Raw genomic sequence first — 14792 nt, 5'->3', positions numbered from 1 at the left:
AACAGCATCACCGCGTTGTCGGGCGTCAGCAGGTCCGGGCTGGCAGCGGCCTTGACATTGGCGACGTTAAACATGACAGGTTCCTTCATTTCTTCCGTGACAACCAGGGCTCGGGCGTGGTGTGTCCGGCCTGGTCGACCAAACGGGTGTCACCGCGGGGCGGTGGTTCGTCCCGGGGTGGGATGCCCGCATCAATCGATCTGACGCAGAAGATATTTCTGAGGAAGAAGTTGAAGCAAGAACTAAATGGATGCCGTGCGTCACGCCCGTGACATGGATCGGGGGTGCCCCCGTGATGGAGGGCACCCCCGATCAGGTCGCCCGGGTGGGCCCGAGTTCCATCCAGGGTGCCCGTTTCTTGATCGCAAGCTGAGGGCGGGCGGCACGCTCGTGCGTGAGGTGATCGACGGGGCGGCGCATGGGCAGTTGGTCGAAAGCATCGTCGGGCACCTGCTCAACGATGTGAGTGAGTCCGTGCTGCAGCGCGCCTTTGGGTGCTGGGGCAACGTCGACAACGCGTTGGGCGGCCGGGTCGAGAGGGGCGTGCGCACCGGACAGGTGTGATCGGGTGACGCCGCCAGGAGGGCTCAGTGCTGTCCGGTGACGGTGCGCGGTCCCTCGTGCTGCCGGCGCCCATCTCGACCTGGTGGTTGCTGGGGCGAGGGTCGCCGCGATGTGCAATGGCGGGGAGGCGTGCACGGCCGCCGTCGGCTCCGGTGCCCGGCTCCTGGTCCGGGGGGCATCCGACCGCGCCGGATGCTTCTGCGTGTCGGCCATGCCGGCCGATGTCCCTGTTCGTGTGCCGATCCCGGCCGAGGAGGTCTTCGGCCCGGGTCGGGTCCGTCGTCTTCTTAGGTCGCGTCGGTGAGGTGATCCGGATGGCCCGGGGCACCGAGTGCGGCCTGGTGCCGTACGCCTGCACCGGGGACCTGGCCGGGGAGTCCGCGCCGGTGGGTGACGCATGTCCCATTTAGTTCATAATTCAATCTCTTGCTAAGAAATATCTTCCATAGAAGATTAGTGGATGTGGGCGCGCCCCCCTCGGGGGACGGATCACAGCCCTGCGTAACCCGAAGGAGACCGCGATGCCGGCATCCGCGAGCCGATCGCCTTGGAGCCGGAGAGCGTCAGAGGAGTAATCGATGAGTGTGTGGTTTGTGACAGGTTCGTCCCGTGGCCTCGGCGCGGAGATCACCCGCGCGGCGCTGGCCGCAGGCCATCAGGTCGTGGCGACCTCCCGCAGCGCGGAAAGCGTCAGCAGGCAGTTCCCCGACGCCGGCGATGCCCTGCTGGCGGTACCGCTGGACGTGACCGATCAGAGCCAGATCGAGGCCGCCGTGAGCGCCGCCGTCCAGCGCTTCGGCCGTATCGACGTTCTGGTCAACAACGCCGGTAGCGGTCTGCTCGCCGCAGTGGAGGAGGCTGACGCCGAAGCGGTCCGCGCGGTCTACGAGACGAACGTCTTCGGGGTGCTTGCCGTGCAGCGCGCCGTCCTGCCCGTCCTGCGCCGCCAGCGCTCCGGCCACGTGAGCAACATCAGTGCCATCGCCGGCTTCGTTAGTTTTGCAGGGTGGGGCGTATACGCGTCAACGAAGTTCGCCGTGGAGGGTTTCACCGAGGCGCTGCATGACGAGCTCGCCCCGCTGGGCGTGCATGTGACGATTGTGGAGCCGGGCTTCTTCCGCACCGACTTCCTCGACCCGAGCAGCCTGACCACAGGCGTCCACGTGATCGACGACTACGCGGCCACTTCCGGCACGATGCGCGATGCCGTCCCGGGGATCAATCACACCCAGCCTGGCGACCCGGTCAAGGGCGCCAAGGCCATTGTCGAGTTGGCTGCGGCCGCCGAGCCCCCGCTGCGCCTGCAACTGGGCAGCGACACCGTCCAGGCCTTCGAGGCCAAACTGGCCGGTGTCAGGAAGGAAATGGTCGCCCGGCGGCACGTCGCCGTCACGACCGATCACGACTGACCCGCGCGGATGTGCCGGGCGGCAGACCATGTCCCGTCGGCTGCCCCACCACTGGGGCGGCGGCACATCGCCGGCTTCCTCCCGCCGGGCCGGCACCGCGCCAAAGGGCCCGGGTGTCACCTTGTGCTCTGCCCGACCAGCCAGAGCACAAGGTGACGCTGTGGCGCGGGCCGGGTCCGCTCCGCTCCCGCATGGGTCTGCGGACGGTGCGACCCCTCAGTGTGCTGCAGGGCTGGCAGAGGCTGGCCAGTCCGCAGCAGTGAGCGAAACACGGACCTGACGGAGCCCTGCTAGTGCAGTGCAGCGTGCTTCTGCCAGTGGGCGAGCTGGTGGCGGCTGGTTTGGGTGGCCGGGTGGTCGGTGCCAAGGACCCGGGTGCGGTCGGCTGCCACCAGGGCCATCAGGCGGGCTGCCTCGGCCGGATTGCCGGCTTCTCCAGTGAGGCGGGCGTGGTCATGGCGGCTGCGCAGCGTGTCGGGGTTGTCTGGTCCCATCACCCGGGCGCAGTGGGCGGTTACGTCGGCCATGAGCCGCGTCGCCTGCACCAGATCACCGGTTCTCCCGACGTAGAGGGCGTGCCAGTAGCGGCTACGCAGCGTGCCGGGGTTGTGCGGTCCCACCACCCGGGCGCAGTGGGCGGTTACGTCGGCCATGAGCTCAGCTGCCTGTGCGGGATCACCGGCCTCCCCGACGTAATGGGCGTGCCAGTGGCGGCTGTTCAGAGTGTCGGTGTGGTCCGATCCCAGCACCCGGGCGTAGTCGGCGGTCAGGTCGGCGAGGAGCAGAGCTGCCTGTGCGGGATCGCCCTCATCCCCGGCGTAGCGGGCGTGGTTGTAGCGCATGGTCAGAGTGTCGGGGTGGTCCGGTGCCAATACCCGGGCACGGTCTTCGGCCAGGTGTCGGACGTAATTCACTAAGCCCCTTGAGAGTTCCTCTGGTGAGAGGGTTTTGCTGACGCGTTCGGTTGGTGGGTGTGCGGCCGCCTCGTCCGGCTGCATCGCCACGATCGGCGCACCCGGTGCGGGCGTCTGCCGACTCTTGATCAGCCGGGTCACTGCGGCAGGCCACGGCACGACTCCCGGGAACTCCTCCGGCGGAGTCCACCGGTCTGCGATCGTCCCGGCGAGGGCGGCCAGGGTGGGCCGCTGGGCGGGATCCTTATCCAGGCAAGCGGCGACCAGGCCGCGCAGCGGCCCGGGCACGCCGTCGATGTGGGGCTCGGTGTGTATGACGCGGTGCAGCAGCGCCAGGTGACTGCCTTCACCGAATGGCCCAGTGCCAGTGGCGGCGAAGGCGACAACCGCGCCGAGCGTGAACACGTCACTGGCCGGGCCCACCGTTTCGCCCTCGACCTGCTCCGGTGACATGAAGCCAGGCGTGCCGATCACCCCGGTGCCGGTCAGCGCGGTGGCGTCCATGGCCCGGGCGATGCCGAAGTCGATCACCCGCGGGCCGTCCTCGGCCAGCAACACATTCGCGGGCTTCAGGTCCCGGTGCACGATGTTGGCCGCGTGGATCGCCTGCAACGCTTCCACCAGCCCGGCCAGCAGCGGCCACAACAATGCCTCTGGCAGCGGGCCGCCCGTTGCGACCGCCTCGGCCAGGTTCGGCCCTGGCACGTAGACGGTCGCCAGCCACGGCGGGTCGTCATCCGGGCCGGCCGCCACTACCGGCGCCGTAAAGGCACCGCTCACCGCCCGCGCAGCGGTGACCTCCTGCCGGAACCGGCGCTTGAACTCCGTCTGCTGTGCGTAGTGCGGGTGCACGATTTTCACCGCCACCGCCCGTCCGGCCAGCGAGCGGCCCAGGAACACCCGGCCCATTCCGCCCGCACCCAGACGGCCCCGCAGTACGAACCCCCCGACCCTGGCCGGATCCCCGGCCGCCAACGGCTCCATCCTCGCTCCCATCCCCCGCTATCCCGGCGCGACACCCTGCGTTACGGGCAATAGACAGGATCCCGCCGGACGGGCGGCCCGGGAATACCAGCCGACCGGATGCCACAGCGGTCACTGACCGAGCGCACACAACGCTGAACGCATCCGTGCAGCGAGCGAAGGCCTCCCGTGGCGGGGATGCCGAGGTGCACGAACTACCGAATCCGAGGAAGAAGACCGCGGCCAGGAAAGCGACGGCGAAGAAGCAGCCGGCCAAGAAGGCTGCCGCGAAGAAGACGGACTCGAAGAAGGCCTCTGGCCGGTGCCCCGCCTATTCGAGGATCCCCAGCTCGGTGTCCTGGCGGCAGAACGCGCACGCTCCAGCTGGAGGGCATCGTCAACGCCAGCCGCGCCTCATGCGCCGATACCGGGTGCGTCTGGTCACTGGTCACCTTGCAATCGTCCAAGTGCGCGGCCGCCTCGAGCGGGCCGTCCGGCGTACGCCGCTGCTCGATCATGAACCCCGTGGTGGGACGCCGCACCGTCAATGGAGGCGGCCCGACCGCCGCCGGGGCCAGCGATGGCGGGCGATGGGGCTGAGGCGGTGACGAGCTGCCTGGCTTCCGGTGTTCGGCGACGGCGAGGGCGTGGCGTACGGCTTGGACCTGGAGACAGAGGTAGGTGACGACGGTCTCTTCGTCGGCGAGCTGCTGTTTGAGGTAGCCGAGGATCGCCCGGAGGCGCGCTGATCCAGCGGCAGCTCGTTCACATGTTTGATTCAAGCGCCAGCACGGCACTCAGCCGATGTGACTCGCAGTGATAGTTGGCCACTCGCAGTGCTATTTGGCCGCAAAGGCACCATGGGCGATTTGTCCTTGCGATTCGAGATAGGTCACACCTGATCTCGATGGTTGACACCACCCTGGGTAACGCCGAAGCCGTACCGGATTTCTGCCGTGCCCGTTGCCGCGGCCCGCACGGCGCTAGCGTTGGGTCGCATGATCGTATGGCTCAACGGCACCCACGGCGCAGGCAAGACGACGACCGGTGCACTCGTGCAGCAGCTGATCCCGGATTCACGGGTGTTCGACGCCGAGAAGGTCGGCGAGACACTCATGGACATCACGCCGGGGCTGCCCGGGACGGACAACTTCCAGCACTGGCCGCCGTGGCGGCCGCTCGTCGTCGAGACCGCCCGCCGCGTACTCGACTACACCGGCGGCACTCTGGTGATGCCCATGACTGTCCTCGTCGAGCAGTACTGGCGCGAGATCAGCACGGGCCTCGCCCAACACGCCATTCCGGTAAGGCACTTCGTTCTCCACGCTGACCAAGACACCCTCCGCGGGCGCATCGAGGGGGACACTCTTCTTGGCCCCTCCCCATTCCGTCTCAAATACCTTGAGCCCTACGCCGAGGCGGCCCGCACATGGCTACACGGCGAGGCCGAGGTCGTCGACACTACGCACCTCACGCCCGCCCAGGCCGCCCTGCAGATCGCAGAGGCCGTCAAGAGTTGAGGTCCGCCCGCCACGCGAAAACAGCAGCAGGTGGCAACAAAGAACGACCTTCCGGTGTCGAGTAGTGCGAACAGGCTCAATCACGGGCCCAGCTCAGCCCAGCACCGCGGTGTCATCTACCGTTCCTACAGGCTGAGCGGGAGTGAGTCCTGTTGCCAGAACTCATGCTCAGCCGAACGCCCCGAGCAGTGTTGGGCGTTCTGGTCCACCGCGTTCTCGTCGTGTCCGGGGCGCACGGATCGTGTCCGCGGTCCGGTGACACGCGGGCGGTTTCCCTCGCGCTCTGGGGTGTCTGGTCCGGCCTGGACGGTCCGATGCCCCGCACGATCGCTCTGGTCGTGCGGGGGGCGGTGCCGTCCGTCGCCGGATCGGGTGCCCCAGAGCGCGCCTTCCGATCGCGATGCTCGCCGCGTCGTGGCGGGTCATCGCGCGCGTGGTGCTGGTCAGGGGGCGGGTCCAGTGCTGGGCGCCGCACTTGGAGGTGTAGGCGGCGTCGACGGCGACCTACCGCCGCCTTGGCCTGCACGAAGTCGCCCGGCAGGGCGAGAACAATATCAAGATCAGGATGTCCACCAAGCCGCCTCAACACGACTCCATCCACAGGTCTTGACAACAACTCGGAACCTGGCCACGTGCTCCCGCAGCGCCAACGCCAAGCAGCGGGACCGGGTTTGTAGCAGGACAGGGCGGCGACGGAGATCCGACGGCGGGACCGGCAGGGCATCCCGCCGGGCGTCATCGACACCGGCGCCTGGCCGGCCTGCCTTCGCCACACGCCTGCCCGGCAGCGCCCGAACGCCCGCTGAGCCCACCCGTCCCAGCCGGGACGACGGGAAACCGGTGTCACTGATCACCGGCGGCCGACTGCGCCTCTCAGGTAAGCGGATTGCGGCGCTGCGGCGTTTAGGGGGTGTGAAGCAGCTGGAGTTCAAGGAGTTCTACCAAGCAAGCCGGGACGCATGCCTGCAGGCGGTCCTGGCGAGTGTAGGTGATCGGCAGCTGGCCGAGGACCTGGTCGCCGAGGCGTTCACCCGGGCCTGGATGGCGTGGCCGAAGGTCAGCCGCCATCCGGTGCCACGCGCGTGGATCGTGCGTACGGCGCTCAACACCCGGGTCTCGTGGTGGCGCCGCCGGCGACGGGAAGTCGCGCTGGACGGCGCACACGACACCGCGGCCGGCACGGTCCCCGATCCCGGCCTGGACCCCGCGCTGCTGGCCGTGCTGCGTCAACTGCCAAAGCGCCAGAGGGAGGTGATCGCGTGCCGGGTCTTCCTCGACCTCGACACCGGGGCCACCGCCAAGGTGCTCGGGATTGCCCCGGGAACCGTCACCGCCCACCTGTCGCGGGCCGTCGCGACGCTTCGCGGCCACCTCGTCACCGTAGACAACCCGGAGGTTGGGCAATGAGCGACCACGACATGGACGTACTGGACGCGCTGAAGGACTCGCTGGACGACATCACGATGGACACCCCGATCGAGCAGATCGAGGCTGCGGGCCGCGCGCGCCGACGTCGGCGCCGCTTCGTGGGCACGACGGCGGGGGTCGCCGCAGCCGCAGGGCTCGCGCTCGGCGTCCCCACGCACGGCAACCCGTCGACCGCACCGCCCACGGCGGGCAACAGCACCGGGGCGGGCGCTGTGCACATTCGCACGGCCGCGTACACGGTGGACACCAAGAAGGACGGCACGGTCCACGTGTCCTGGGACAAGCAGCGGTACTTCAAGAACCACGCGGGCTTGCAGGCCGCACTGCGCAAGGCCGGCTTCCCCGTGCTCATCAAGGAGGGCGAGTTCTGCAAGGCGCCGCAGGACGACGGCGCGCTCGACCCGAGCGGCGTCGGGCCCGGGGTCAGGGAGGTCATGAGGGGCGAACGGGAAGACGACGGCAAGGTCACCTTCGTCTTCACCCCCTCCGCCATGCCGGCCGGGACCCAGCTGTTCATCGGCTACCTGAACGAGGCCCAGCTGGCCTCCGTGCACGGGAATCCGGGATCCGTCGAGCGCCTGGTGCCCACGGGAGTACCGCTGACGTGCACCACGGACCTGCCGCCGGCGCACTCGCGCCCGTAGCCGGAACATCATTGGGCATCACCACGCGCCAACGTCGGACGGGGGGACGCCACAATGCGGCGCCCCCACCCGTCACGGCGCCGCCCGTGGCCCCGGCCCGTACCTGACCGGTGATCAGAGCTGCGGGCCTAGCGCCTCGCGGGTGCACACGTGCCGGTGCATTGCCGCGATCCGGCCTCTTCGCCAGGGGGCTCGCCGGCGCTCACCGGTCCAGGGGTTCACGTACCCCAAGGTCGCCGGGCTGCTCACGGACGACGGGGACGAGCTCCTGGCGTTCTTCGACTTCCCCGCCGAGCATTGGATCCATCTACGGACCACGAACCCGATCAAGTCGACCTTCGCCACCGTGCGACTTCGGACCAAGGTCACCAAGAGAGCCGGCAGCCGGGCCGCAGCCCTCGCCATGGTGTTCAAGCTCGTCGAGTCTGCCCAGGCCCGCTGGCGGGCCGTGAACGCACCCCACCTCGTGGCCCTTGTCCGCGCCGGCGCCCCTTCGAACGCGGCCACCTCGTCGAACACCCCGAAGCCCTCTCAGCCTGAGTCGCTTCAACAGATCCACACGTCTTGATGCGATGGAGGGGCGAAGTCCCCGCCCTCCGTGGGTGTTCTGGGTAGGTCCCAGGTGCGCGCTCCGCCACGGCGAAGGAGGCCCCAGGTGAGCGAGTACGACGGACACCAGTACGTCGGTGTCGACGTGCATCGCAGACGGTCGGTGATCGTGCGGCAGACAGAGGACGGCGTCCAGCTCAGCGCGGTACGCATCCTCAACGCCCCGGTGGCGCTCGGCCTGCAGATCGAGCTGGCCGGACGCAACCCCGACGTGGTCCTGGAGGCCACTTACGGCTGGTATTGGGCGGTCGACGTATTGCAGGCCGCCGGGGCACGCGTCCACGTGGCCCATCCGCTGGGCGTGAAGGGCTTCGCCTACCGGCGCGTGAAGAACGACCTGCGCGACGCCGCCGACCTGGCCGACCTGCTGCGGATGGGACGCCTTCCGGAAGCCTGGATCGCGCCACCGCAGGTCTGTGAGGTGCGGGAACTGGTGCGCTACCGGGCCAAGCTCGTCGCGTTGCGCTCGGGGCTGAAGGCTCAGGTGCACGCCGTGCTGGCCAAGGCCGGAGTACTGATCCCGGCGTCCGACCTGTTCGGTATCGACGGCCGTGCCCAGCTGGGGCAGACCGCGTTGGCCGGCCCCTATGCCCAGCGCGTCGCGTCGTTACTGAGGCTGATCGATGAACTCGACGCCGAGGAATCCCTGTTCAACGACCGCATCGCAAACCGGCTTCGCGGCCGCGCCGGCTATCGCGCCCTCCAGCAGCTGCCCGGCATCGGCACCACCCTGGCGGCGGTGCTGGTCGCTGAGATCGGAGATGTGTACCGGTTCGCTTCCGCCGACCGGCTGTGCTCCTGGGCCGGGCTGACCCCGCGGCACGGGCAGGTCCACAAGCCTGTCCGATCCGCGGGCCGGCGTAAGGCGCCGTGTTCACTCGCGCCAAACTCCCGGCCAAAGTCGCTACGCCGCCCTAGCTGCTGACTGCGCCTCGTGTCAATCGCCTTCAGAAAACGGTAGGCCCGGTAGTCGTTGCGAAAAAGGCAGGTCAGAGAGGTTTCGCCACCCGGGACCTGATCCGGGCAATCGGCGATGCCGCTGGACGTGGACGGCACGGAATTGTGGTGACGGCCCTTCGGTTCGGCAGGCGGCCCAATCAGGCAGGCCCGATGTGCAACCCGAGGCGTGTCGAACCTTAGAACGGCGGCCCGAAGGAGGTGGCGGGGACATCCGAAGCCAGCCCCAGAGCCTTCCGGACGTCCCGCTGATACTTGTAGGAAGGGTGGTCCCAGGCGTCCTCAGAACGGTCCCAGTAACTGTTGTCCGAACGTGCCGCCACGGCCTTGCGCCACAGCTCGGCGCTCTTTCGAAGCTCCCCGACGTAGGCGGTGACCTTGGGCCTGGCACCGGCAGACCAGTTGGCGGCTCCGAGGCTATCGGCCTCATGGTCCAGCGCGGCCGCCATCTTCGCAGCCCAGGCACGATTCGCGGCCACGCTGCCCAGGTGCGGATAGGTCCTGAAGACGCGCGCGGAGGCCAGCTCCAGCCTGAGGAAGGCAAGCTGGTCTGCCGTCAGGCTGGTCTCCTGCTCGCGTACGCTGCCAGTGGTCTGGCCGTTCGTGCCGGCCGTAAAGCAGGTGGCGGTCCTGTTACCCGACTGGACCTCACGGGTCGGGTAGTAGTAGTTGACGCCCATCGTGTGGGGCAAGGACCAGTCGTCCATGACGTAGTCGGTCAGCCGATCGCTGCACTGGTGGTATGACTGCTTTGCGAGGACGTCGTCGGCGCCGCTGGACCCGGTGAGAGCGACCGTGGCGAACACTTCGCCGTCGTGTGGCCGGGAGCACGGCACGGGTACCGCGGAGTAGACCTCTCCGTGCTGCGAGCTAGTGAAGCAGTCGCCCATCGCGAGGCTTACGGCCGACCGGTCACCTGCGCCGGACATCCGCTTGTCCGGATTTTCGTCGGCGTAACCGGAGATACCCCCGATGATCAGTCTCATCGCCAGCGCGACCCCACCGAGCGCTAGCACACCCGCGATCGCCAGTCCGCGGCCCTTCTGGTTGCGCTTGGAGCCAGGCTCAGACGGCGGGGGCGGCGGTATGGCGGACATGGATCTCCGGTCGACCTCGGCAAACACGTATGCGGAGCCGGAATCCTCGCACACGACCAGGCGTCTCTGTCACCCCAGTGGTCTCTCACGGCGGCGATTGCGCACTCCAGTGAGGCGGACCTCGTTGTCCTGCACCGCGACGCCAGTGACGGCAACGCTGACGGCAACGGGCGCGGACGACGGCGATACTCCGCAGCTTGCAGCGGAATCGGAACGGGCCTCTGGGGCCAGGCAGCTGGGGTGTGCCCGCATCTTCTAAGCGCCGGATCGCATCCCGGGTGAGTGTCTAACTGCGTGACAGCGCCGACGTACAGCAGCTGACAAGCGCGGACGTCTGTGCACCAGCGCCGCAGGCGAACGGAACAGTCGGCCAAGGTCGAGCCCCCAGCCAAGTTCTTTCGGGACGAAGCGGTCGCTCCGTTAGAGTGCTCCGCATGACCAGCAACGTCCCGGCATGTCCTGAGTGCGGCCGGCGCATGAAGTCCGGCGGCTTCGTTCTCTCCGAGCGGGAGGACGATGGCCAGCGGACCTGTCGGTCGCTGTGGAAGTGCGCCGGTCGGCATATCTGGCGGGGCTGGGCCGACCGGCCGGACGGGCCATTGGAGGTCAGCCCGGTGCCGGGGCTGTGCGACGTTGACCGCGCGCTTGCTCGTAGATAGGTTCCGGTGCTTACCGCGGAAGGGCACGATCACGGTGCCTGTCAATGGCTGGTCGCCGGAAAGTGGAGGAAGCATGGCGCGGAACAAATCGCGCCTCTTGATGGACACCAGGCTTGTCATACTCGCCGTCGGAGCGGCCGTTGGTGCCCCGGTGGCCGTGGTGTCCAAGCCGATGGGTGTCGTGGAGCGTTTCGCATGGGGGGCGACTGGGCTGCTCGCTTGGTGGTATCTGCTGCGGTGCGTGAAGGAGATGTTGGCACGTTGGCGTAAGAGTGTGGAGCCCGACGATAGAGGTGCCTCCGGCACCGAATAGGGCACCTAGCAGGGAGCGCCGTACGGCGCGGGTGGCCAGCGGACTTGTCATTCCGATCGCTATCAAGCGCGCGGCCGAGTGAGTGTCTGACTGCGTGACAACGCCGACGAACAGCGTCGGACAACCCCGCACACCTGCGGACCGTCACCACAGCGCAGAGACACACCAATTCGAGATCGATTCCCCGCCCGAGTTACTTCGGGACGAAGAGCGGTCGTGCCACATCCGTGCCAGAACGAGCGGGGACTCACGGGGAATCGGGGTATACAGAGGTGCGTGCCGCCGGACCCTGTTCAAGGCGGGGAACCCGCAGGTCACACCGCAGGTCGCCCAACCTCGCTCCTGAAGCGGTGATTACGCGTCTGGTGGGCCGGGCGCCGGGCGGGGAGTTTCCAGGCGAAGGACGAGTGCACGCAGGGCACGAAGTTCGGCGTCCAGGGCCTGCACGCCGCCGTGCCAGAACGTGCCAGATCGTGCGGGGAACCACGGGGAATGGCGGGGACCCGGCCGTCGGCCGGTCAGGCCACGTAGCCGCTCCGACGCAGATCAGCCCAGCAACCACCCGTAGATAACCCGAGCTTCCCAAGCTGAGAGCGCGAGTTCGATTCTCGTCACCCGCTCCATGATGAAACCCCAGGTCAACCCTCGGCCTGCAGTTCCGGGGCGAGATCCAAGGGTGCTTTCCACAGGCTGCTGCCACCTACGCACCACAGTCCGGCCCGACGTAGGCGCCCAGGCGTTGTGAGGCCTGCCGATGCCGGAGGCGAGCTCCGAACCGAGGGTCGCCGCCAAACCCGACTGGAAAGTCACCGACTCATCCGATCGCTTACGGGGACAGCTTTCACGGAGCGTGCGGACCGGTTCCCGGCGGCTGGTCGGACCGCCTGAGCGGTGGCGCAAGTGACACGGCGGTGTCACGATGCGAACTTGTCCACATGCGCTTTGTGCCGGGGGTGTTGAAAGTGCAGGCGTTGGCCGATGACGATCCGCGGCAGGTGGGCGAGTACCGGTTGTTACGCCGCCTGGGTGAGGGCGGCATGGGTCGTGTATATCTCGGGCGGTCGCCAACCGGTCGGATGATCGCGGTCAAGATGGTGCAAGCGGAAATGGCCAACGCCCCGGGCTTCCGGCAACGGTTCGCGCGCGAGGTCCGTGCGTCACTGGCGGTCTCCGGGCCGGGGACGGTGCCGGTGATTGCCAGCGACCCGGACGCGCCCGTGCCTTGGCTGGCCACAGCCTACGTCCCGGGGCCCTCCCTCGACGAGGCTGTGCACGGGCATGGTCCGCTGCCCGTACCCGCCTTGTGGCGGCTGCTGTCGGGGCTTGCCGGGGCACTGGGCTCGGTGCACGCGTGTGGGCTGGTTCACCGCGACCTCAAGCCGGCGAACGTGCTGCTGTCACCCGCCGGACCGCTGCTGATCGACTTCGGGATCGCCCGCGCCGCCGAAGACACGGCCCTCACGAGAACGGGTTCAACCGTCGGTTCGCCCGGCTATATGTCACCGGAGCAGGCGCAGGGGCGGGAGGTACACGGCGCCAGCGACGTCTTCTCGCTCGGCGTGGTCCTGGCATTCGCAGCCACGGGGCGCAATCCGTTCGGGTCGGGCGCGGCAGTGAACCTGGGGTACCGGATCGTGCACGAGGAGCCGGACCTGAGCGACGTACCGGACGACCTGATGACGGTGGTGCGCAAGTGCCTGGCCAAGGAGCCCGGTTACCGCCCCTCCCTCGAGGAACTGGGTGTCTGTGCGGGGGAGCACGGCGCCGACACCGCATACTGGCTGCCGACTTCCATAGCTTCGGAATTGGCCCGGAGAAGCGAGCAACTCCTCCGTCTGGCGGCCACCGATCGGGACACGGGTCCTGGACACGACCGAGGCCGGGTGCCACCGCGCGCTGTGGCTGCTCCCTCCTTCGAGGCCGTTCCCCCGGCGACCGCCGCCTCCTCGAACGCCGACCTGCCAACGGCCATGGTCCCACCAGCACCCATCACCCCACCGGCCACCCCCGACCCCCCGACCGCCGTCGCCCCACCAGCCGCATTCGGCAGTCGGCACGGCTTCACCGTCCCGACGCGCTCCGGCCCGCCGCCACCCCTGCAACCGCCGCCCTCCAGACCTCCGGCGGGGGAGGCGAGGGTATCGACACGCATGGCGTCGGCCGATGGCCCTGCTGAGCTGGTCCGGATAGCGCCCTGGGTGCGCAGGTCCGCGCTGGGCCACCCACTTCTGAGCCTGCTCGGCCTGCTGCCCATGCTCGCCCTCCTGGTTGCGGGAGCCGACCTCAAGGCGCATGCCCGCGAGCACCCGGCGACACAACAGGACAATGCTTGGTGGCAGAAACTGACCCACTGGGCGATGGACGAGGACGGGTGGCGGGTGCCGTTGACGGTGCTCCTCGTCGTCGTCCTGGTAGGACTGCAGTACTTCCGTGCACGGCTCGAGCGCTATCCCGTGCCAGGCACCCGGACCTGGACTGCAGTCCTCGGCGGCTTCTGGCTCTTGTGGTCGGTCATGGTGCCGCTGACCTGGTTCTGGGTCATGGGGGTGGGCGACGGTGCCGAGGAAGAGCTGGTGAGTGAATGGTTCCTTACCACCGTGAATGGCACATGGTGGGTTCTGTTGGCCAACATGCCGGCCGCGCCGTTCATGGCGGTGACGGCCGTGATTCGTCTGCTGCGCGGACTCTTCGGTGATGTAGCGCGACCCACGTCACATCAGTGAGTCAGCCAGGCCGTGATCCACGCAGCTGCTCATGCCGAGGGGGTACGACCGCCTGCGCCGAAGCCGTCGTCCATGTAGTACCTGACAGAGCGCCTGCCATCGGAGCGGACGACAGAGATCAAAGTCAGCATCACGTCTGAAGCTTTCTGTGATCATGCACAGGGCAACCGCTACGATCCGGCCACTTGCCTGGGGGTGTCTGAACCTCACACCGAAGTCAGCAAGTGCACCGGCCTGTTCGACGAATCGAATGCCAAGCCGCTTCACTGTCCCTCGTCACACGCCTGTCGGGGATACGTCGCCCTGCGCCGGATGTCGGGTGCGCCAATCAGTTGCCCACGCAATGCCGTTCGGCAGGCTTGAACCACCCTGCGCATGACACACTGCCCACACGGCTTTACCGTGCTGCCGAACCACACAGTCCGAAGCCGTGCCCAAACCCTGCCCGTAAGAGCGGACAACCACGGTCAACAGCGGTGCGATCAGACCCGCGCAACGGGGCATGCACGATGAATCTCCGCAGGTCAGCAGCTATACGGTCGCGCAAGCGCCGTTGCTTCCCAAGCTGAGGTTCCAGCAAGGCATAGCGTGGGTCCCCAACCCATGGGACGCCGCACCCCGGCTACACAAGAGCCGTATGGTGCCTGCATGTTTGAGACGATCCGATGGCGCTGCTACGTGCACGCGGGCGACCGCCGCAGTGCCGGACGAGTGGTCAGCCGCATCGAGAAGCTGTTGCCGTGCCCCGTTGAGATCGAGGGATACGAGAGGTACTGGAAGTTCCCAGAGCTTGCCGAGTTGCGGCTCGTATCCCCCCTCATCTGCCCCACCCCAGAGCAAGCACTGCTGACCACTCTCCAGCGGGCCTGGACGATTGCCACACCGTGGAGTCTCCTCGGGGCCTCCCCCTGAGTGGTGGACACGCTGATACTGGATCTGCTTGATCCGGAGGAAGCGAGAAGACCGCCGATGGCGATGAAGGACTACTCGGA

Annotated in this window: 11 protein-coding genes and 2 pseudogenes; 9 read left to right on the top strand and 4 right to left on the bottom strand. The window is 68.0% G+C overall.

Annotation, left to right across the window (positions count from 1 at the left end):
• The first annotated feature begins 390 nt into the window (after positions 1–390).
• Both ACFYXB_RS44020 and ACFYXB_RS44015 read left to right on the top strand, forming a co-directional pair.
• On the top strand, positions 391–564 hold the full coding sequence (locus ACFYXB_RS44020; protein ID WP_389591011.1) for a hypothetical protein: 174 nt from the start codon (positions 391–393) through the stop codon (positions 562–564).
• Positions 565–1142: 578 nt separating this feature from the next.
• Positions 1143–1973, top strand: coding sequence for an oxidoreductase (locus ACFYXB_RS44015; RefSeq protein WP_389591009.1), 831 nt, complete (start codon positions 1143–1145; stop codon positions 1971–1973).
• 290 nt (positions 1974–2263) lie between these two features.
• Here ACFYXB_RS44015 and ACFYXB_RS44010 read toward each other — a convergent pair whose 3' ends face one another.
• Complete coding sequence (locus tag ACFYXB_RS44010; protein ID WP_389591012.1) at positions 2264–3796, bottom strand: protein kinase; 1533 nt, start codon at positions 3794–3796, stop codon at positions 2264–2266.
• 269 nt (positions 3797–4065) lie between these two features.
• Positions 4066–4368, bottom strand: a complete 303-nt coding sequence (locus ACFYXB_RS44005) for a DUF6233 domain-containing protein (protein ID WP_389591008.1) — start codon at positions 4366–4368, stop codon at positions 4066–4068.
• Positions 4369–4848: 480 nt separating this feature from the next.
• Between ACFYXB_RS44005 and ACFYXB_RS44000 the strand changes: the two genes are divergently transcribed.
• Positions 4849–5370 (top strand): ATP-binding protein, encoded by a 522-nt coding sequence (locus ACFYXB_RS44000; RefSeq protein WP_389591006.1) that lies wholly within the window; start codon positions 4849–4851, stop codon positions 5368–5370.
• A 125-nt stretch (positions 5371–5495) separates the two neighbouring features.
• Here ACFYXB_RS44000 and ACFYXB_RS43995 read toward each other — a convergent pair.
• Positions 5496–5874, bottom strand: a pseudogene (locus ACFYXB_RS43995) (IS200/IS605 family accessory protein TnpB-related protein); the annotation flags it as partial.
• A 336-nt stretch (positions 5875–6210) separates the two neighbouring features.
• Between ACFYXB_RS43995 and ACFYXB_RS43990 the strand changes: the two are divergent.
• The 4 genes and pseudogenes from ACFYXB_RS43990 (at position 6211) to ACFYXB_RS43975 (ending at position 8976) form a co-directional block, all read left to right on the top strand.
• A complete protein-coding gene (locus ACFYXB_RS43990) occupies positions 6211–6777 on the top strand; it encodes a sigma-70 family RNA polymerase sigma factor (RefSeq protein ID WP_389591005.1) in 567 nt (188 codons plus the stop codon).
• Complete coding sequence (locus tag ACFYXB_RS43985; RefSeq protein ID WP_389591004.1) at positions 6774–7442, top strand: hypothetical protein; 669 nt, start codon at positions 6774–6776, stop codon at positions 7440–7442. The genes ACFYXB_RS43990 and ACFYXB_RS43985 overlap by 4 nt, the downstream gene beginning before the upstream one ends.
• A 214-nt stretch (positions 7443–7656) precedes the next feature.
• A pseudogene (locus ACFYXB_RS43980) lies at positions 7657–7982 on the top strand (transposase); the annotation flags it as partial.
• A 115-nt stretch (positions 7983–8097) separates the two neighbouring features.
• Complete coding sequence (locus ACFYXB_RS43975) at positions 8098–8976, top strand: IS110 family transposase (protein WP_389591003.1); 879 nt, start codon at positions 8098–8100, stop codon at positions 8974–8976.
• Between the two features lie 211 nt (positions 8977–9187).
• Here the strand turns inward: ACFYXB_RS43975 and ACFYXB_RS43970 are convergent, their stop codons facing one another.
• Positions 9188–10105, bottom strand: coding sequence for a septum formation family protein (locus tag ACFYXB_RS43970; protein WP_389591002.1), 918 nt, complete (start codon positions 10103–10105; stop codon positions 9188–9190).
• Positions 10106–12012: 1907 nt separating this feature from the next.
• Between ACFYXB_RS43970 and ACFYXB_RS43965 the strand changes: the two genes are divergently transcribed.
• Together ACFYXB_RS43965 and ACFYXB_RS43960 are read left to right on the top strand one after the other, a co-directional pair.
• Positions 12013–13800, top strand: coding sequence for a serine/threonine-protein kinase (locus tag ACFYXB_RS43965; protein ID WP_389591000.1), 1788 nt, complete (start codon positions 12013–12015; stop codon positions 13798–13800).
• Positions 13801–14448: 648 nt separating this feature from the next.
• Positions 14449–14712 (top strand): hypothetical protein, encoded by a 264-nt coding sequence (locus tag ACFYXB_RS43960; RefSeq protein ID WP_389590999.1) that lies wholly within the window; start codon positions 14449–14451, stop codon positions 14710–14712.
• Positions 14713–14792: the final 80 nt, after the last annotated feature.

The organism is Streptomyces sp. NPDC002619 (genome assembly GCF_042889305.1).
In the GTDB taxonomy this organism is placed as follows: Bacteria; Actinomycetota; Actinomycetes; order Streptomycetales; family Streptomycetaceae; genus Streptomyces.
The sequence above is the reverse complement of the archived record's forward strand: the minus strand, read 5'-3'. Positions and strand labels throughout refer to the sequence as shown.

Excerpts from the sequence above, each read along its gene's own strand:
- ACFYXB_RS44015 (WP_389591009.1), top strand. The coding sequence starts at position 1,143 with ATGAGTGTGTGGTTTGTGACAGGTTCGTCCCGTGGCCTCGGCGCGGAG.
- ACFYXB_RS44010 (WP_389591012.1), bottom strand. The coding sequence starts at position 3,796 with ATGGGCCGGGTGTTCCTGGGCCGCTCGCTGGCCGGACGGGCGGTGGCG.
- ACFYXB_RS44005 (WP_389591008.1), bottom strand. The coding sequence starts at position 4,368 with ATGATCGAGCAGCGGCGTACGCCGGACGGCCCGCTCGAGGCGGCCGCG.
- ACFYXB_RS44000 (WP_389591006.1), top strand. The coding sequence starts at position 4,849 with ATGATCGTATGGCTCAACGGCACCCACGGCGCAGGCAAGACGACGACC.
- ACFYXB_RS43985 (WP_389591004.1), top strand. The coding sequence starts at position 6,774 with ATGAGCGACCACGACATGGACGTACTGGACGCGCTGAAGGACTCGCTG.
- ACFYXB_RS43970 (WP_389591002.1), bottom strand. The coding sequence starts at position 10,105 with ATGTCCGCCATACCGCCGCCCCCGCCGTCTGAGCCTGGCTCCAAGCGC.
- ACFYXB_RS43965 (WP_389591000.1), top strand. The coding sequence starts at position 12,013 with ATGCGCTTTGTGCCGGGGGTGTTGAAAGTGCAGGCGTTGGCCGATGAC.
- ACFYXB_RS43960 (WP_389590999.1), top strand. The coding sequence starts at position 14,449 with ATGTTTGAGACGATCCGATGGCGCTGCTACGTGCACGCGGGCGACCGC.